The sequence below is a fragment of the Streptosporangium sp. NPDC002721 genome (genome assembly GCF_042888905.1).
Taxonomy (GTDB): domain Bacteria; phylum Actinomycetota; class Actinomycetes; order Streptosporangiales; family Streptosporangiaceae; genus Streptosporangium.
Genome location: NZ_JBIAQI010000004.1, coordinates 314,286 through 332,368, shown reverse-complemented (window position 1 = coordinate 332,368; position 18,083 = coordinate 314,286). Strand labels below are relative to the sequence as shown.

Sequence of the window (18,083 nt, the reverse complement as noted above, 5' to 3'; positions counted from 1 at the left end):
TCGGTGGCGCCCCTTTTCACGCTCCCGGCCCCTCCCGGACGCACGGAGCGATGTCACCAAGAGAGGTATCGTGGGGCCACGTGAGTACGCCGCGTTTTCTGACCCTGCCTCCTGGCGTCCGCTCTCGCCAGGTCGAGACGGCGGTGGGCACCTTCGCCGTACTGGAGGCCCTGCCCGTCAGCGGCATCCCCGAGCGGTGGCCCGCCCTGCTGGTTCCCGGCCTGACCGGCAGCAAGGAGGACTTCATCGCGGTCCTGCAGACGCTCGCGCAGTCGGGCCGGCAGGTCGTCGCGGTCGACATGCGCGGCCAGTTCGAGACGAGCGGGCCTGACGACCGGAGCGCCTACACCTGCGCCGCGCTCGGCAACGACGTCGACGTGCTGGCCCAGGTGATCGGCCACGGCGGCCCGATCCACCTGGTCGGCCACTCGTTCGGCGGCCTGGTCACCCGGGAGGCGGTCATCGACGGCCGCACCCGGTTCGTGTCCTACACGCTCATGAGCTCCGGGCCCGCCGCGATCGTCGGGCCCCGCGAGCGCGCGGGCCGCTTCATGATCTCGGAGTTGCCCGGCGTCGGCCTGGAGCACCTGTGGCACACCCGGATGGAGCCCGAGGCCCTGGCCTCGGGGGTGTCCGACGAGATCATCGCCTTCCTGCGCAAGCGGCTGTTCGCCAACTCGCCGATCGGCATGGTCACCATGACCGAGGAGGTGCTCTCCGCGCCGGACCGGTGCGACGAGCTCACCCAGGTCGAGATCGACACCCTGGTCCTGTACGGCGAGCACGACGACGGCTGGCCGCCGCGCATGCAGTCGGAGATGGCCCACCGCCTGAACGCCGACTGCGTGGTCGTCCCCGGCGCGGCCCACTCCCCGGCGGTGGAGGCCCCGGAGACCACGGCCGCGGCCCTCATCCGCTTCTGGAACGCCGCCGAGAGCCGTCTGAGGAGCTGACCGTGGGAGGGGGTCCCGTTTGATGTCCGGGGCTCCCGGCTCGTCCGACGCCGGGGCGCCTCGTTGGACGGGTCCTCCACACCCGTGCGACCATGTGCCGACCATGGCGAGCATCGAGGAGATCGTCGTCCAGCCTCCGCACACCGCGACGTGGCTGGTGCACATCGACCGCTCCATGTGGGTCGGCGGGGTCGGCGGCCTCATGCTCCAGGCCCTGCACCCGCTCGCGATGCGCGGGGTCTGGCAGAACTCCGACTTCCGGCGGGATCCGTTCGGGAGGCTCCGCCGTACGGCGGACTTCGTGGGCAGGGTCACCTTCGGCAGTCCCGCCGAGGCCGACGAGGTCGGCCGCCGCGTCCGGGACATCCATCGGCGGCTGCGCTTCGACGACCCCGGCACCGGCCGGGTCCGCCGGGTGGACGAGCCGGAGCTGCTGCTCTGGGTGCACTGCGCGGAGGTCTCCTCCTACCTTTCCGTGGCGCGGCGGTCGGGCCTGGGGCTCGACGACCGCCAGGCCGACCGCTACCTGGCCGAGCAGCGCCGCAGCGCCACCTACGTCGGCCTGCACGCCGAGGACGTGCCCGGCTCCGTGGCGGAGCTGGACGACTACTTCGCCTCGGTCCGCCCGCTGCTGAGGGCCACCCCCGAGGCCGTGTCCACGGTCCGCTTCCTGATGTGGCCGCGCCTGCCCGCCGGGCTGCGCGCCCTCACCCCCGGCAAACCCGCCTACTTCCCCTTCGGGGCGCTCTGCTACTACTCGCTGCCGGGCTGGGCCAGGCGCATGTACGGCGTGCTGCCCGAGGTGCCGCCGGGTGCGGTGACCGCGGGGCTGAGGGCGTTCCGGCTGCTCATGGACACGCTTCCCGAACCCGTCCACGACCGGGCGTTCATGCCCGCCACCCGCCGGATGCTCGCCGCCTCGCGCGAGCGGCTCGGCGCGGCGGGCTACGACATGGCGGAGGGGCTCAGGGGGCTGACCGACCCGCGCCGCTGGCCGTCCCACCGCTCCTGACGACACCGGCGGCACGTGCCCCCGGCGGGTGCCGTACGTTCCCGCGGGCCGGTCCGTACGGCCCGGAGCGGGCCGGAGCGGCTCAGTCAGCGAGGGCGGCCCAGGGCTCGCGGTCCTCGCCGGCGGCCTGGCCCTCGGGGCAGTGGCGGCGGAAGTCGCACCACGAGCACAGCGGGCCCGTACGGGGCGGGAAGACCTCGTCGATCTCGGCGGGCACCTCGGGCGGGGTGCGGTCACCGCCACCGCGAGCCTTGGGCGGGGCGGCCCCCTCGGGCCGGGTGGTGGCCGACCACTCCCTGTAGCGCTCGTCGGCCTCGGAGGCCTCGACGGCGATCTCCTCGGCGTGGCCCAGGTGGCGGGCCAGCGACTCGTCGGTGTGCTCCCACTCCACGATCGAGGCGGTCGGCAGGTGGTGCAGCTCGACCCGGTGGCAGGGGCGGCGCATCATCCGGGAGGAGGCGATGGCGTAGACCGCCAGCGCGAGCGAGGAGCGGGCGTCGTCGGTGCTCAGCGGGCGGCGGCCGGTCTTGTAGTCGACCACGACCAGCTCCTCGCCGCGCCGGTCGAGCCGGTCCACCCGGCCGGAGAGCGCCACGACGGAGGTGCGGGTGGCGACCGTGCGCTCGACGCCGACCGGCTCGGCGGACGGGTCGAGGCTCGCCACGTATCCGGAGACCATCTGCCCGGCCCGGTCACGCCAGGTCCGCGACTGGTCGGCGTCGCGGAACCCCTCGTTGATCCATCCCCTGGCGAGCAGGCCGACCGCTACCTCGGGCGTGCGTCGCTCGTACGGCTCGCGCCACCAGGCGGCCAGGGCGTTGTGCACGCTGGCCCCCACGCTGTTGTGGGCCCAGGGCGGGCCCTTCTGCGGCGTGGGCCGGTCCATGTAGGTGAACCGGTAGCGGCGGGGGCAGTCGAGCCAGTTGTTCAGCCGCGACGGCGTGCAGGAGTAGAGCCGCCGCGGCATGCCCTCCAGGGGAAGCTGATCCATTTACAGCAGATCGTTCCGGGGGTTCAGCCGGATTCCCGCCGCGCGGGTGCCGTCGGTGAGCGGGCCCTCCTCTTCCGGCGCGCCGGCGGGGTCGCGGGTCAGCGAGCCGGAGAGCCAGGCGTCGAACTGGGGCTCCAGGTCGCCGACGGTCGTCTCCTCACCGTGCGCGGGCAGCACCCGGGTGCGGTGGGGCAGGGTGAACAGCCGCCCGCCGATGGCGGTCAGCTGGTCGGCCAGCGCGGGATACTCCCCGCCGATCCTGCCGGGGCCGTCGGCCTGGAGGGTCTTGCCGGTGAAGACCGCGTCCAGGGCCTCGCAGTACAGCGAGACGCCACCGTGGGAGATGCCCGGGGTGGACATGACCTCCAGCTGGACACCGCCGACCTCGAACAGGCCCTCGTCCTCCATGTCGATGTCCGGCCAGGTGTCGGGCCAGGTCAGCCGCCACAGCGGCCGGTCCTTCGGGTGGAGTGCGACCACCGCCTCGTCTCTGGCCGCGACCTCGATGGCCGCGCCCACGTGGTCGGGCAGGCCGTGGGTGCAGATGATCGCCAGCACCTCCCGGTCGCCGACCTTCTCCAGGATCTTCTCCGCGTCGCGCGCGGCGTCGATGACGATGACATCCTCGTCGTCACCCAGGATCCACGTGTTGTTCTCGACCTTGTGCTCGACGCCGTCGACATCGACGACGCCCTCGGTCACCACTCGCTCGATACGCGCTGTCACGCTTCCGAACTTTACTGCCTCCCCCCGCCCCCCGGTCCGGACAGAAGGGTCAAGGCTCCGGAGAAGGAGGGGGCGGGAAGGGCGATGAGGGCCCGGACGGGGACGCGGGCGCGCGGGCGGTGTCAGGGGGCCGGAACGTCCAGACGCGGGGAGAACGCCCCGAAGGGCAGGTCGAGGGCCTGGTCGTGGTCGCGCAGGTCGCGCAGGGACAGCTCGGCCAGGGTGATCAGGTAACCGGCCTCGGCGGGCCACACGACCGCCCAGAGCCAGTTTCCCAGCGCCTCGCCCGCGTAGACGGCCCGGTCGGGGGCGGCGGTGACGCACCACAGGGCGGCCGGATGGCCCCTGACGTCGATCTTGGCGTGCGGCGGGCCCTTGTCGAACCCGGTCCCGGGATCGGTGCCCTCCACCCCCGCGAACGCCGCGCCGAGCCCCACCCCGGGCTCCTCGGCGATGATCAGCAGGTCGGCGGGGCCGTGGGTCAGCGAGGGACCGGAGACCGCGACCACGGTGGCCCGCACGTCGCTGCGCTCGTCGCCCACCTCGCCGAACCCCGTGACCAGCCACCCCGTGGGCAGCGGCCAGGGAACCCAGACGGGCACGCGGGAATCTCGGGTGACGGCCTCCACGGCGGCGGCGGAGGGAGGTCTGGGTGGCTGGAACGGCAGGACATCGCCGTGCGGACCGCATCTCCAGGAGCTTGACCAAGCACTCGGCGGACGAAGCGGGCCGAAACACCGTGGGCACTTAGGGGCGGCTTTCACGCCTACCCACGCTGCTTCTTCGGCGGCCCATCCGTCAAGAGGCTCGGTCGTTATCACAACGTAATATTGTTCAGGTGCGCGTAAATTGTGTCGGGGCGATCATCCTCGACGGCTCGGGGCGGATGCTTCTGGTCCGCCGTGGCCGGCCGCCCGGCAAGGGGCTGTGGTCCATTCCCGGCGGGCGGGTCGAGCCCGGGGAGTCCGACCCCGAGGCGGTCGCCAGGGAGGTCCTGGAGGAGACCGGGCTGACGGTCGTCCCCGGGCCCCTGGCCGGGACCGTCGACCGCCCCGGTCCCGGCGGCGCCGTCTACGAGATCCGCGACTATCTCGCCGAGGTCTCCGGCGGCACGCTCGCCGCCGGGGACGACGCCGCGGACGCCCGCTGGTTCGCCCCCGAGGAGCTTCCGTGCCTCCCCCTCACCCCCGGCCTGCTGGACGCGCTGGTCGAGTGGGCGGTCATCGCGCCCGGGGAGCCTCATGAGACCTCGGCGGTGGAGTTCCCGCCGTAAGGAGACCGGCTGTGAGACCCCGGCAGCGAGGTCCCGGCCGCAGAACCCATGCCTCAGGCCCCCGCCGCGAGATCCCGGTTGTGAGACCCCGGCCGTGGAACCCACGCTGCGGGACCCCGGCAGAGGGGTCCCGGCCGCAGGGCCGGGGCGCGGCCCCGGTCAGCGTGAGGAGGGCGGCCCCGGTCAGCGTAAGGAGGGCGGCCCCGGTCAGCGTGAGGAGGGCGGCCCCGGTCAGCGTGAGGAGGGCGGTGACGATCAGCGTGAGGAGGTGAGCGTGGAGCGCCACAGGGTGAGGTGGTCCGCGCTGTAGGTGGTGGAGCGGCCCAGGGCCACGACCTGGTCGCCGGAGACCGCCACCGCGCCGAGCCACTGGGCGCCGTCGCCGTCCAGGCTGCCCTGGCTCGGGGCGTGGCGCTGCCACTTCAGCCCGTCCTCGGAGGTCCAGGCCGCGCTGTCGCCGGCCCCCGGCGCCCCGTGCCAGCCGACGGCCACCACGCCCTCCGGCGTCGCGGCGAGGTCCTGGACGGCGGACGCCCCGTCCGCGGGGAACCAGGAGAACTCCCAGCTCGCCCCGTTGTCGTCCGACACCGCGCCGAAGGCCCTCGTGCCGTCCTCGGTCCTGGCCGTGCCCGCCGCGACGACGTAGCCGCCGTACAGGACCACGTGCCGCAGGCCCGCGGACGTCGCCCCCGGGGGCAGGACCGGCTTGCGCGCGGTCCAGTTGACCCCGTCGGCCGACACCCAGACCACCCCGGTCTCGCGCTCGGCCGTGCCGGTGCCGCCGACCGCCACGTACCCGGACGAGGTCGCCGAGACGTCGTGCAGCCGCACCCCCGTACCGCCCGCGGGAAGCTTGGCCGCCCTGGAGTAGCGCTTGAGGTCGGCGGAGAACCACAGGACGGGCACGGTGGCGGCGGGCCCGCGGTCCTCGCCCGCGACGACGTAGCCGGACGGCCCCGCCGCCACCGCGTGCGGGGCGAGGAAGTCGTGGTCGCCCGCCGGGGCGAGGGGGCCGAGCACCGGCACCCTGCGCCAGCTCTGGCCGTCGGAGGAGGTGAGCATCAGCGGCTCGGTGGAGGAGGCGTCGGTCATCGTGCTGCCCGCGGCGAGCCAGCCCCGCCTGCCGTGCGCGACGTCGGCGAGCGCCTGCCGCCTGGGGCCGCCGAGGAGCTGCGCCGGGCCGCCGGCCTTCCAGCTCTCGCCGCTCGCGCTGCTCCAGATCCCGGCGTCGCCGGAGACGGCGCCCACCGCGACGAACCTGCCGTCGCCGGCGGCCACCCTGGCCGTCTCGCGGGCGGCCCTGGCGAGGCCCTGGATGCCTCCCAGGGACACCGGCTTCGGCTCGCCGCCCTTGGGCGCGGTGATGAGGACCACCCGGTTGTCCACGTCGGCCGCGCGCTCGTCGCCGCCGACGACGAGCGTGCCGTCGTCGGACAGCGCGAGGGCCCGCAGCGAGCCCGGTACCTCGCCGAGGTCGGTGGTCTTGCTCCAGTCGCGGCCGTCCTCGCTGGTGTGGACGGTGTAGCGCTCGAAGCCCGACTCGACGACCGCGGCCACCCCCGCCGAGGAGGAGGCGAGGCGCTTGACGCCCGTGCCCTCGGGCCCCAGGCCGGTGATGGCGCCGCAGGCCTTCCAGTCGGCGCCCTCGGGCGAGCAGTAGACGCGGACCTCGCCCTTGTCGCTGCGCTGCTGGGTCGGTACGAGCACGAAACCTCCGGCGGCCACGGCCAGCGCGCCCGGCTCCGGGACGACGTCGTTGAGCGCGGCGCCGGTCCGCTGCCAGCTCCTGCCCCCGTCGGCCGAGCGCAGGATGACCGAGGTGGACTGGCCCTGGGCCGGGTCGGCCAGCGCGACGACGGCGTCGCCCCTGGCGACGACGGCCTTGATGCCGCGCACCTTGTCCGGCATACCGATCTCCCGGGTCTCCACCCGGTCCCAGGCGCGCCCGTCCGCGGAGACCCAGGCGACCGCCCCGGTGGTGCCGTCGTCCAGGACGGCCGCGCCGACCGCGACGAACCCGGAGTCGGTCCTGGCCAGATCCATGATCTTGTCCCCGCGCGCGAAGGCGCCCAGCTCGCCGGGGTCGGCGGCGGTCCAGCCGTAGCCGTCGGAGCTGGTCCACAGACCGTGCCCGGAGCCGAGGGGGTCGTTCCCCGCGGCCAGCCAGAGGCCGTCGCCGCCCGCCACCCGGCCCACTGTGGTCGGCCCCGTCTCGTACCCCGCCGGGCCGGTCACCTTGCCCAGCTGCCAGGTCGTGCCGCCGTCGGGAGAGACCAGGAACAGCGGCCTGGGGACCGGGCTGGTGGTGTCGCTGCCGACCGCGACCATGACGGAGCCCACCGAGGCAACCGCGTTGAGCACCTGGTTGGACCCGTTGCCGCCGACACCGGCCTGCGGCACGAAGTTGTCGTCGCCCGAGACCACCTCGTCGCCGACCAGCCGGAGACCGGTGGCGAACGGGCTGCTCACCCAGCCCCACAGGACCAGGCCGCCGCCGACCGCGACGGTGAGGACCACGACCATCAGGAACGGGATCACCAGGCCCCGGCCGCGCCTGCGCCGGGTCGGGGTGGAGCGGCGCACGGCGGAGGGCGCGGTGGCCGTGCGGTGGTGCCGCCCGCCGTTCGGCCCGCGCCTGCCGGGCGGGCCCTGTGCGACGAGCAGGTCGGGCCTGGCGGGCCTGCCGCCGGGCGGGCGCCCCACCCGGCGTACGGGCTCGAAGTCGTCCTCGACCGGCACGGAGGACCGCTCGTACTCGGGGGACCGCTCGTACCCCGAAGGCCGCTCGTACTCAGGGGACCGCTCGTGCTCAGCGGGCCACTCGTGCTCGGAGGGCCGATCGGGTTCGGAGCCGGACGCACGTCCGGGTCCCTGACCGGCGTCCGGCCCGGGCGCGGGTCCGGGTTCCGGTTCGGGTGCCGGCTCCGGTGTCGCCACGATGCTCGGCTCGACCCTGATCCGGTCCTCGGTGGCGGGCTCCGCCCGCCCGTCCCTTCCCGGCTCGCGGGGCGGCGCCGCGGCGACCAGGAGGTCGGGGCGCTCGGCCCGCCTCCTGCCCCTGCGCTCGGGGGCCGGGCCTGAGGCGACGAGGAGGTCCGGACGGTCCACCAGGCGCGGCCGTCCCCGTTCGGGGGTGGCGTGGCGCCCCTGTCCCGTGGGTCTCTCCTCCTCGGGCGGGGGAGTCGCGGCGACGGGGTCTGTGGGAGGCCCCTGCGGGGGCGGGGGCCCCTGCGGAGGCGGGGGTCCCTGCGGGGGCGGGGGTCCCTGCGGGGGCGGGGGTCCCTGCGGGGGCGGGGGTCCCTGCGGGGGCGGGGGTCCCGCGGGCCGGGCCTCGGGGGGCTGGGGCGCGGGGCCGTAGGGGCGGGCGTACGGGCGGCGGCGCTCGCCTCCGAGGCCCTCGGGGCGGGCCTGGGGCGGCTCGCTGTCGTCGGGGGTGGGCGCCGCGAACGGCGGGAGCATCCACGGGGAGGCCATGGGGAGCCCTCGTGGCCCGTCGTCAGAAGGGCCCGGCGGTGAGTGCTGGATCGTCGGCGGGGACGGGTGGGACTCGTGGGACCTGCCCTCGCGGGCAGCATCGCCGTCAACGCCGTCGTCGTCCGCCGGCCACTCTCGCGAGCGCGGGTCGTGAGGGCCCGAGGCCACGCTCAGCACCTCCTCGCAGGAAGCCCGTTCCAGCCCGGGGTCACCACCCCGGACCGTTCCAGTCGTCTCCGTAACAGCAGGCCGCAACCCCTATGGATGCGGCAAATCGCACGCGACCCTACTACTACCCCGTTCTCCGGAAACGATCACCTCCCACGGCCGGATACCCGGCCGCCGTCCGTACACAGTCAAGAGCAACACGTCCGGGCCGCGATGACGAGACCTCTCTAGTCAGATTTATCAACTGAGCGCCGGAATTGTCAGCTTTTATCCTTTAAATTTCAAAAACATCAGCCACGGGAAGGTTCCCCTGAATCCCCAGTCGCGAGGACCCGGGGACCCGGGGACCGGCGAGCCGTGATCTTCACCTCGGCGCCGTCCGCTCGGCGTGCGGCCGCCCCGCCTCCACCCCCACCCCCGCCCTCGTCCCCGGAGGGTCGTTCACCCCCAGGTGATCTTCGTGACCTCGGACGATCATCAGCGGCGAGGGACGTTCCCCCTCTGCGTCACGTTCGCGCCACGCCGGTGTCGCGGGACGTCCCCGACATCGCCGGGCACCCCGTCTCCGGCTGGCGGTCACGGCTTTTCTCCTGCATTCTCCATGGATGACGCCCCGCTCCGCCTAGAGTCGCGAATCACCACGGTCGGCAGCGGCCCGCCTCCGGCGGGAATCCGGGTTCGTTCGCCCGTGTGCGGATTAGTTCACAGACTCCCGGAACGACGGCATGTACACCTGACTTCACAACCCACCACCCCAGGGAGCAGATATGACACGGCTGGGGCCCGTATACACACTGGCGGCGGGAGCGGTGATGGCCGTCGCCCTCGGCGTGGCCAGCGCCACCACCTCGCCCGCCACACAGACCGTCAACGCGCAGGACGACGTACCCGCCCCGGTGGCCCGGGCCACCACGGAGACGACGCCGGAACCCGAACCCGAGCCCGAGGCCGTCAAGACGGCCAGGCCCACCCCCGCCAAGGCCGACTACGCGGGACGGGTCACCGGTAACGGCGGGCTGATCGCCATCTCCATCAGGAACGGCAAGGCGGTCGGCTACTTCTGCGACGGCAAGATCGAAGCCTGGATGAAGGGCAAGGCGGCCGACGGCAAGGTCACCCTGTCCGGGCGTCACGGCGCCTCGCTCACCGCCCGGCTCGCCGGCGGCCGGGCCACGGGAGACCTCGGTTTCGACGGCAAGAAGTGGACCTTCAAGGCTCCGACCGTGAAGAAGCCCTCCGGCCTCTACCGGGCGACCGCGCTCGTGCGCGGCGCGAACGTCCGCGCCGGATGGATCTACCTCGACGACGGCACCAGGGTCGGCCTGACCCTCGTGGGCGACAAGGTCGCCGAGGTGCCGATCCCCGAGCCGGGCGAGAACGCCGTCGTGGACGGCGTGGAAGTCGATCCGCAGGACGTCGACGAGTTCATCGAGGGGTTCTGATGAGTGACACGCAGATCACGCCGGTCCAGCACCGGCAGCCGAACAACGTCGCGCCGCTCCTCGTCCCGCTCGTCGTCGGCGGGCTGGTCGCGGTCGGGCTGGGCGTCTACGGGCGGGTGCACGCGCCCACCGGGTACGCGATCGGCCTGGCCGGGTTCTCCGGCGCGCTGGCCATGAAGGCCTGGCTCACCACCGGCGCGTTCCTGCTGGCACTGGTCCAGCTCTTCTCGGCCCTGGTCATGTGGGGCCGGATCAAGCTGGACGTGCCGTGGATCGGGACCCTGCACCGCTGGTCGGGGCGGGTGGCGTTCCTGCTGACGATCCCGGTGGCGCTGCACTGCCTGTACGCGCTGGGCACCCAGTTCGACGTGCCGCGCGTGATGATCCACTCGCTGCTCGGCTGCTTCTTCTACGGTGTCTTCACCGCGAAGATGCTGTCGCTGCCCAAGCGGGGCCTGCCCGGCTGGACCCTCCCGGTCCTCGGCGGGCTCACCTTCGTCGCCCTCACCGGGCTCTGGCTGACCTCGTCGTTCTGGTTCTTCACCACCATCGGGATCAAGCTGTAGGCGGGGTGAAGGCCGTGGCGCGCCGCAGCCCGGCGGCCCGGCCCTTCGCCGCGACCACCAGCGCCATCTTCCTGGACGCCTCGTCGATCATCTCGTCGCCGAGCATGACCGCGCCGCGCCGCTCGACCGTCGTGTAGTACTCGTACGCGTCGAGGATCAGCTCGGCGTGGTCGTAGTCCTCCTGCGACGGCGAGAACACCTCGTTCGCGGCCTCGATCTGGGAGGGGTGCAGCACCCACTTCCCGTCGAACCCGAGCGCCGCGGCCCGCCCCGCCACGCGGCGGAACCCGTCGAGGTCCTTGATCGCGAGGTACGGACCGTCGACGGCCTGCAGGTCGTGCGTCCTGGCGGCCATCAGGATCCGCATCAGGATGTAGTGGTAGGCGTCGCCCTCGGTGTAGCCGGGCGGCTGCTCCCCGACCACCAGGGTCCGCATGTTGATCGAGGCCATGAAGTCGGCCGGGCCGAACACGAGTGTTTCCAACCGTGGGGACGCGCCGCCGATGGCGTCCACGTTGACCAGGCCCTTCGCGTTCTCGATCTGGGCCTCGATGCCGATCCGGCCGACCGGGAGGCCGTTCGCCCTCTCGATCTGGGTGAGCAGCGTGTCGAGCCACATCACCTGGGCCGCGTCCTCCACCTTGGGCAGCATCAGGCAGTCGACGAACTCCCCCGCGCCCTCCACGACCTCGATGACGTCCCGGTAGGTCCACTGGGTGCCGAGGTCGTTGACCCGGACGACCCTCGTCCTGCCCGACCAGTCGCCCTCGCGCAGGGCGGCCACGATGTTCTTGCGCGCGCCCTCCTTGGCGAGCGGCGCGACGGAGTCCTCCAGGTCGAGGAAGACCTCGTCCGCGGGGAGCCCCTGTGCCTTCTCCAGGAATCTGGGGTTGCTGCCGGGCACCGCGAGGCACGATCGTCGGGAACGCATGGGGACACGCTAACGCCCGCCGGGGGACGGGTGACAGACCGGACGGACGTTATGGCGTCCACACAAAGACCCCGCCGTGTTCTTGGCGGTGATCTCGTAGGACCCTTGCCGGAGATGTCAGAAGAATGGACATCAAGAATCTGCCAAAGGAGACACCCATCATGGCAAACGCTTCTTCGGTGGCCAGGCCCGCCGTGCTGTCGGACCTCATCCCGGCCTCCCGCGTCCGCGACGTCGCGCTCGTGGTCGGCGGCGCCGCCCTGACGGGCCTCGCGGCGCAGCTCAGCTTCCCGCTGCCCGGCTCGCCGGTGCCGGTCAGCGGCCAGACCTTCGCGGTCGTGCTGGTCGGCGCCGCCCTCGGCATGAACCGCGCGACGCTGAGCATGGCGCTCTACCTGCTGGCCGGTGTCGCGGGCGTGCCGTGGTTCGCCGACGGCGCCTCCGGCTTCGGCGGGGCGTCCTTCGGGTACGTCATCGGTTTCATCGCCGCGGCGGCCGTCGTCGGCAAGCTCGCCGAGCGCGGCGGCGACCGCACCGTCCCGCGCACGATCGGCACGATGATCCTCGGCAACCTGGTGATCTACTCCTTCGGCCTGCCGGTCCTCGTCGCCGTCGCCCAGGTGGATCTCGCCACCGGCCTGGCCCTGGGCGTGCTGCCCTTCCTGCTGGGCGACGCGCTCAAGATCGTCGTCGCGGCGGGGCTGCTCCCGGCGGCCTGGAAGATCTCGCGACGCTGACGCGACGGCGGCGTGTACGGCCTGTATCGCCATTCGGGGAGGCACAGGCCGTACATTCGTCTCATGGGCGTGATCGAGGAGGGCGCGAAGAAGTCGAGCGTCCTGTGGCTGTCGCTGGACCGGCCCCGGCTGGCCTGGCACACCTGGCACGACGGCGCGATCTACCTGGTCACCGGCGGGGGCGAGCAGCCGCTGCCGGGGCTGGCCGAGGCGGGGGAGGTACGGGTGACGCTGCGCAGCAAGGACAACGGCGGGCGCCTGGTGGCCTTCGAGGCCTCCGTGGAGGTGGTGGACCAGGCGAAGGCCCCCGACGCGGTGGCCGCGCTCGCCAAGGAGCGGCTCAACGCTCCCGACGGCACGAGGCTCCTGGAACGCTGGGCGGCGGCTTCCAAGGTGATACGCCTCGTCCCACGCGAACCCGCCTGACCGTGGGCCTGCCCGACCGTGAGCCTGCCCGAACCCGAGCCCGCTTGACCGTGAGCCTCCCTGACCACGGGCCCACCTGACCGCAAGCCCGCCGGAACCGCGAGCCCGCCTGACCGTGGGCCTGCCCGACCGTGAGCCTGCCTGAACCGCGAGCCCGCCTGACCACGGGCCGCCAGGCCTCGGGCCGCCCGGCACGGCTCCACCGGTCACCGGGACCGTCCGGTGGCACCCGCCCCGGTTCACTCGGGCCGGTTACTCGGGTTCACCCGTTCAGGCCCGGCCCGGCTCACCCGTTCAGGCTCGGCTCACCCCACGGGAGCCGGTTCCCCCGTTCAGGCTCGGCTCACCCCACGGGAGCCGGTTCCCCCGTCTCGCGCGCGGATGCGGGTGCGGGCAGCGCGGACGTCGCCCGCTGGGCCAGGTAGGCGCCGACCAGGACGATCGCGCCGCCCGCGATCTGGAAGGGCCCGAGCGCCTCGCCCAGCAGGATCCAGGCGACCACCGCCCCGGCGATCACCTCCAGCGAGGCGACCGTGGCGCCGATGGCGGCCGACAGGCGGCGGATCGCGAGGACGCCGAGGATGTAGGCGGCGGCCGTGGCGACCACGATCAGCCAGACCAGCGCCCCGACGACCGGCAGCGTGAGGCCGCCCTCGGGGGTGGCCGTCCCGCCGATCGCCCCCCAGGGGATGTTCCACGGCCGGGAGATCGGCAGGAGCACCGTGGCAGCGCCGAGCAGGCCCCAGGCGATCAGGCCGAGCGGGTCGATGTCGTCGCCGAAGCTGTCGCTGAGCAGGAAGTATCCGGCGCAGCCCGTCATCGCGGCGAAGGCGAGCAGCAGGCCGATCGGGTCGAGGGCGAGCCCCGACCAGACCTCCACCACGATGCCGAGCCCGACCACGGCGACGACGGCACCGGTGAAGGCCGCCCGGGGCAGCCGTACCCGCCTGACGAACCGCACCCAGAGCACCACCACCACCGGCGAGGTGTACTCGATCAGCAGGGTGACGCCGACCGGCAGCCGGGTGATCGCCGCGAAGAACAGCGCCTGCACACCGGCGACCGCGATCACCGCGTACGCCAGCAGGAACGGCAGCCGCGAGCGGGGGATGCGCAGGGCCGAGGGCCGGGCGACCGCGAGGATGCCGACGAGCAGCAGCCCGGCGCCCGCCATGCGGATCCAGACCGCCTCCAGCGGGGCCAGCCCGGCCGCGCCCAGATATTTGGCCATGGGCCCCGAGAAGGCGAAGCACAGGGACGACGCGAGCGCGATCAGCAGTCCTGCACGTCTCATGACCCACCGTTTCCGTAATTACCGTTAAGCACGTTTGATGCTGGCATGTCGGGATATCGGACAGCAACCCGGTTCCGGATCGTGAGCCGGGGAGCGTGGCAGGGGCCGGTCAGCCCGAGACGCGGCCTACGCTTCGGATGTGAGGATCTTCATCGCGCGTCTCGCCGGGACCCCGGTCTTCGACCCCGCCGGGGACCAGATCGGCCGGGTCCGCGACGTGGTGGTGGCCATCGCCGGCAGCGCGCCGCCGCACGTGCACGGGCTGGTCGTCGAGGTGCAGCCCCGGCGCAGGGTCTTCCTGCCGATCACCCGGATACGGTCCGTCAAGGCCGGTGCCGTCGTCTTCAGCGGCCAGCTCAACATGCGCAGGTTCGAGCAGCGGGCGACCGAGACCCTGGCCATCGCCGAGCTGCTCGACCTCCGCGTGGAGGTCGACGGCGAGCGGATGACGGTCCTGGACCTGGCCATGGAGGAGACGAGAGGCTCCGAGTGGCTGATCACCAAGGTGGCGGTGGTCGGGAGTCCCCCCGGCATCGGGCTGCGCCGACGCGGCGCGACCAAGATCGTCGACTGGGACGAGGTACGCGGCTTCGGCGCCGTCCAGAAGGACCAGGGCGCGGCCAACCTGCTGGTCGCCTTCGAGTCGATGCGCGCCGCCGACCTGGCCGGGGCCCTGCACGAGCTGCCCGACAAGCGGCGGGTCGAGGTGGCCGCGGCCCTCGACGACGTGCGGCTCGCGGACGTGCTGGAGGAGCTTCCCGAACGGGACCAGATCGGCATCCTGAGCAGGCTCGCCCCCGAGCGGGCCGCGGACGTGCTGGAGGAGATGAACCCCGACGACGCGGCCGACCTGCTCCAGGACCTCCCCGCCGAGCAGGCCGAGGCGCTGATGGCGCTGATGGAGCCCGAGGAGGCCGCGCCGGTCAGGCGGCTGCTGATCTACCCGGAGAACACCGCGGGCGGCATCATGACGAGCGAGCCGGTGGTCCTGCCCCCGAACGCGACGGTCGCCGAGGCGCTGGCCAGCATCCGCCAGCGCGACCTCACCCCGGCGGTGGCCGCGCAGGTCTACGTGGCCCGGCCGCCCGTCGAGACGCCCACCGGCCGCTTCCTCGGCCTGGCCCACTTCCAGCGGCTGCTGCGCGAGCCGCCCTCGACCCTGCTCGGCGGAATCCTGGACACCTCCCTGGACCCGATCAGGCCGGGGTTCAGCCTGAACCAGGTCACCTCCTACCTGGCCAACTACAACCTCGTCGCGGCCCCCGTGGTGAACGAGGCCGGCCGCCTGGTCGGCGCCGTCACCGTGGACGACGTGCTCGACCACCTGCTGCCGGACGACTGGCGCGAGCGCGACGACCACCCGCCCGTCGAGCGCGACGACCATCCGTCCAGCGAGCGCGACGTCCACCGATCCGGAGAGGGCGAGCGCGAGAGCGACCATCGGCCAGGAAAGGGAGAGAATGCCTGACCGTCTCGACCAGCCCAGGCAGCCCGGCCCGCGGTTGCGTCCCCACTACGACCCCGAGGCGTTCGGGCGGCTGTCGGAGCGGATCGCCCGCTTCCTCGGCACCGCGAGGTTCCTGGTCTACATGACGGGTTTCGTCGCCCTGTGGGTCCTGTGGAACGTCCTCGCCCCCCAGTCGCTGAAGTTCGACCCCTACCCGTTCATCTTCCTGACGCTGATCCTGTCGCTCCAGGCCTCGTACGCGGCACCGCTCATCCTGCTCGCCCAGAACCGGCAGGACGACCGCGACCGGGTCCAGAACGAGCACGACCGCAGGGCGGCCGAGCGCAACCAGGCCGACCTGGACTACCTCACCCGGGAGATCGCCGCCCTGCGGATGGCGCTCGGCGAGGTGGCGACTCGCGACTACATCCGCTCGGAGCTGCAACGCCTGCAGGAGGACCTCCAGGAGCCCCAGGAGTCCACGGAGGTGTGAGCCGGGTGTCCACAGACCCCCCGCCTCCCGTCCGGCGGACGCGCGGGCTGAGCGGCACCGCCGGTGAACGCGGAACGGGGTGTGAGCCGGGCGTCCGCCCCGCTCACACCCCGCGGACCCGCTGGGGGTCAGGGGCCTTCGGAGATCAGAAGAACGTGTTCTCCGGCTCCGGCAGGTCCAGCTGCTGCGGGCCCCTCCACCGGGTCGTGTCCTTCGGCACGTCGCCGCTCCGCAGTGTGCTGATCGCCAGCGGGAGGAGCACCTTGCTCCCGGCCAGGTCGACGGTGACGTTCGCGCCGGTGGCCGTCTCGTCGCTGTAGGTCGAGTCGGTGCCCGCGATCACGAGGGCCAGCCTGTGTCCCTTCTTGAAGACGTAGTCCTGCGGCAGCGTCTCCCAGCTGACCCTGCCGTAGGTGCCGGCGGGCAGCGGCGAGGGCGTCCTGAGCGAGTCGCGGTTCTGCACGTCGATCCAGCCCCGGGCGACGATCTCCAACGGGCGGGTGGCCCGGTTGGTGACGACCTGCCGGTAGCAGGCGTCGTCGGAGGCCGTGCTCTCGCCGTGGCAGCTCTCCTCGGTGACCGTGGTGATGCCCTGGCCGCGCCGCCAGTCGATCCGGGTGTCCTCGCCGAAGTCGACGAGGAGCGCGGTCAGGTTCGAGGTGGGCCTGTCGAGCGCGACGCGCAGGTCCACCACGGGCGTGCCGGACAGGCGCAGGTCCAGCGGCAGCTCGCCGGTGGTGAACGCCACCCTCCCCGGCTTGGCCGTGCCGACGTCGGCCACCATCGCCTCCTCCGACTGGCGGATGTCGGTGAACGTGGCGGTCTGCCCCTTCCGCGCCGGTACGAGGCCGAACGAGCCGTCGGCCGCGGGACGGAAGGGGATCTTCAGGGCGAGCGGGGCGGGCCAGTCGTACTGGGTGGTCCATCGGTCGAGGCTGCTCTGCACGTCGGCGCGGGGCTCGTACATGATGCCGTTGCGCACGCCGAGCAGCCAGTAGTCGAACCAGCGGTGCAGCGTGTCGACCCAGAGGTCGCGGCGTCCCTCGAAATCGAAGGGGTCCACGTGCTGGTACTGCCCGACCCAGATCTTGCGGGGCACGTTCCGGTCGGCGAGGGCCTTCCACCACTTGGAGAAGTTGTCGGGCATGACGTTGAGGTCGTTCACCGTGTGCACGGCGAAGACGCTGGCACGCACCTTGGAGACGTCGGCCAGCGAGCCCGCGATGTAGTCACGCTCGGCCCAGAAGTCGTTGTAGTCGCCGGTGTCGTCACCGTCCTGGGCGTCCAGGCGCGCCCAGGTGGCCGCGCACTTGGCCGTGGGGTCGGTGTCGACGTAGTTGCCCAGCCACGACATGTAGTCGTAGTTGTAGATCACCCCGTTGGAGCGCTGGTACTTGTACCAGGAGCTGATCGCCGAGATCGGGACGATCGTCTCCAGCCCCCGCACGCCGGTCGCCGCCACGGCGTTGGCCAGCGTGCCGTCGTACGACTTGCCGATCATCGCGGACTTGCCGGTGGTCCAGTCCGCGACCGCGGGCGTGCCGTCGGGGCGGTAGGCGGTGGCGCGGCCGTTCAGCCAGTCGATGACGGCCTTGCCGCCCAGCACGTCGGCCCGCCCGCCCACGTCGGGGCAGCCGTCGGACCTGGTGGTCCCGATCATGTCGACGTTGAGGACGGCGTAGCCGCGCGGCACGAAGTAGTTGTCGTAGTACAGCGGGAACTTCGTGACGTTCCCGGCCGCGTCGTAGACCTTTCGCTCGGCCTCGTTCCCCCGGCCGGAGTTGTCGTAGTACGGGCTCTCGTCGATGATCACCGGCACCTTGAGCCCGGGGCCGGACTCCTTCGGCCTGATGATGTCCACCCGGACCCGGTCCGGCTTCCCGTCGGAGTCGCTGTCGATGCTCGACTCGACGTAGACGTGCTCGCGGACGGCGTCGGCGTACGAGAAGACCGGCTGGGTCCGCCCCCGCTCGACGGTGAGAGAGGGTTGGGCGGCCGCGTGGGCCGGGGTGACACCCGCCGCGACCACGATGAGGGCGGTGAGGGCTGCTCGTAATTTCGGCATCGAGCCTCCGCACTAGTGGGGGAATATCCGCAATCTCAATGAATGTCCGTATCTCCGGCAAGATCCTTTATGCGTTCGACATCAC

General features: G+C 72.7%; 16 protein-coding genes. 9 read left to right on the top strand and 7 right to left on the bottom strand.

All coding sequences use genetic code 11. The features are described 5' to 3' along the window. Nucleotides 1-80: 80 nt before the first annotated feature. Complete coding sequence (locus ACFYWM_RS07615) at nt 81-953, top strand: alpha/beta fold hydrolase (protein ID WP_389910133.1); 873 nt, start codon at nt 81-83, stop codon at nt 951-953. 103 nt (nt 954-1,056) lie between these two features. Then, nucleotides 1,057-1,965 (top strand): oxygenase MpaB family protein, encoded by a 909-nt coding sequence (locus ACFYWM_RS07610; protein WP_389910130.1) that lies wholly within the window; start codon nt 1,057-1,059, stop codon nt 1,963-1,965. An 82-nt stretch (nt 1,966-2,047) separates the two neighbouring features. Here the strand turns inward: ACFYWM_RS07610 and ACFYWM_RS07605 are convergent, their stop codons facing one another. From ACFYWM_RS07605 to ACFYWM_RS07595, 3 genes are all read right to left on the bottom strand, one after another. After that, nucleotides 2,048-2,956 carry a RecB family exonuclease gene (locus ACFYWM_RS07605; protein ID WP_389910127.1) on the bottom strand — a complete coding sequence of 303 codons (909 nt, stop codon included), beginning with the start codon at nt 2,954-2,956 and terminating at the stop codon, nt 2,048-2,050. Then, a complete protein-coding gene (locus tag ACFYWM_RS07600; RefSeq protein WP_389910123.1) occupies nt 2,957-3,682 on the bottom strand; it encodes an MBL fold metallo-hydrolase in 726 nt (241 codons plus the stop codon). It abuts the gene before it with no gap. 122 nt (nt 3,683-3,804) lie between these two features. Beyond that, the gene (locus tag ACFYWM_RS07595) at nt 3,805-4,446 is read right to left on the bottom strand and encodes a DUF6758 family protein (RefSeq protein WP_389910120.1); all 642 of its coding nucleotides are present in this window, start codon (nt 4,444-4,446) and stop codon (nt 3,805-3,807) included. A 74-nt stretch (nt 4,447-4,520) separates the two neighbouring features. Between ACFYWM_RS07595 and ACFYWM_RS07590 the strand changes: the two genes are divergently transcribed. After that, nucleotides 4,521-4,955, top strand: coding sequence for an NUDIX hydrolase (locus ACFYWM_RS07590; protein ID WP_389910117.1), 435 nt, complete (start codon nt 4,521-4,523; stop codon nt 4,953-4,955). A gap of 255 nt (nt 4,956-5,210) precedes the next feature. Here the strand turns inward: ACFYWM_RS07590 and ACFYWM_RS07585 are convergent, their stop codons facing one another. Beyond that, nucleotides 5,211-8,429 carry a hypothetical protein gene (locus ACFYWM_RS07585; RefSeq protein WP_389910114.1) on the bottom strand — a complete coding sequence of 1,073 codons (3,219 nt, stop codon included), beginning with the start codon at nt 8,427-8,429 and terminating at the stop codon, nt 5,211-5,213. 935 nt (nt 8,430-9,364) lie between these two features. On the opposite strand from ACFYWM_RS07585, the gene ACFYWM_RS07580 reads away from it, so the two are divergent. Both ACFYWM_RS07580 and ACFYWM_RS07575 read left to right on the top strand, forming a co-directional pair. Then, the gene (locus tag ACFYWM_RS07580) at nt 9,365-10,039 is read left to right on the top strand and encodes a hypothetical protein (protein ID WP_389910111.1); all 675 of its coding nucleotides are present in this window, start codon (nt 9,365-9,367) and stop codon (nt 10,037-10,039) included. Next, nucleotides 10,039-10,605: a DUF6529 family protein gene (locus ACFYWM_RS07575; RefSeq protein WP_389910108.1), complete on the top strand. Its 567-nt coding sequence runs from the start codon at nt 10,039-10,041 to the stop codon at nt 10,603-10,605. Before ACFYWM_RS07580 ends, ACFYWM_RS07575 begins: the two co-directional genes overlap by 1 nt. Here the strand turns inward: ACFYWM_RS07575 and ACFYWM_RS07570 are convergent. After that, the gene (locus ACFYWM_RS07570) at nt 10,595-11,536 is read right to left on the bottom strand and encodes an HpcH/HpaI aldolase/citrate lyase family protein (RefSeq protein ID WP_389910105.1); all 942 of its coding nucleotides are present in this window, start codon (nt 11,534-11,536) and stop codon (nt 10,595-10,597) included. The genes ACFYWM_RS07575 and ACFYWM_RS07570 overlap by 11 nt on opposite strands. A gap of 161 nt (nt 11,537-11,697) precedes the next feature. On the opposite strand from ACFYWM_RS07570, the gene ACFYWM_RS07565 reads away from it, so the two are divergent. Then, nucleotides 11,698-12,273, top strand: a complete 576-nt coding sequence (locus ACFYWM_RS07565; protein ID WP_389910102.1) for a biotin transporter BioY — start codon at nt 11,698-11,700, stop codon at nt 12,271-12,273. A 63-nt stretch (nt 12,274-12,336) separates the two neighbouring features. Next, the gene (locus tag ACFYWM_RS07560) at nt 12,337-12,699 is read left to right on the top strand and encodes a hypothetical protein (RefSeq protein WP_389910099.1); all 363 of its coding nucleotides are present in this window, start codon (nt 12,337-12,339) and stop codon (nt 12,697-12,699) included. A 343-nt stretch (nt 12,700-13,042) separates the two neighbouring features. On the opposite strand, the gene ACFYWM_RS07555 is transcribed toward ACFYWM_RS07560, so the two are convergent. Continuing rightward, nucleotides 13,043-13,993, bottom strand: a complete 951-nt coding sequence (locus tag ACFYWM_RS07555; protein ID WP_389910096.1) for a DMT family transporter — start codon at nt 13,991-13,993, stop codon at nt 13,043-13,045. A gap of 139 nt (nt 13,994-14,132) precedes the next feature. Here ACFYWM_RS07555 and ACFYWM_RS07550 point away from each other — a divergent pair, with 139 nt between their 5' ends. Together ACFYWM_RS07550 and ACFYWM_RS07545 are read left to right on the top strand one after the other, a co-directional pair. After that, nucleotides 14,133-15,461, top strand: coding sequence for a magnesium transporter MgtE N-terminal domain-containing protein (locus tag ACFYWM_RS07550; RefSeq protein WP_389910093.1), 1,329 nt, complete (start codon nt 14,133-14,135; stop codon nt 15,459-15,461). Next, nucleotides 15,454-15,933 carry a DUF1003 domain-containing protein gene (locus ACFYWM_RS07545; RefSeq protein ID WP_389910091.1) on the top strand — a complete coding sequence of 160 codons (480 nt, stop codon included), beginning with the start codon at nt 15,454-15,456 and terminating at the stop codon, nt 15,931-15,933. Before ACFYWM_RS07550 ends, ACFYWM_RS07545 begins: the two co-directional genes overlap by 8 nt. Nucleotides 15,934-16,078: 145 nt before the next feature. Here the strand turns inward: ACFYWM_RS07545 and ACFYWM_RS07540 are convergent, their stop codons facing one another. Then, entirely contained in the window at nt 16,079-17,998 is a 1,920-nt protein-coding gene (locus ACFYWM_RS07540) for a Xaa-Pro dipeptidyl-peptidase (protein WP_389910088.1), read from the bottom strand. Nucleotides 17,999-18,083: the final 85 nt, after the last annotated feature.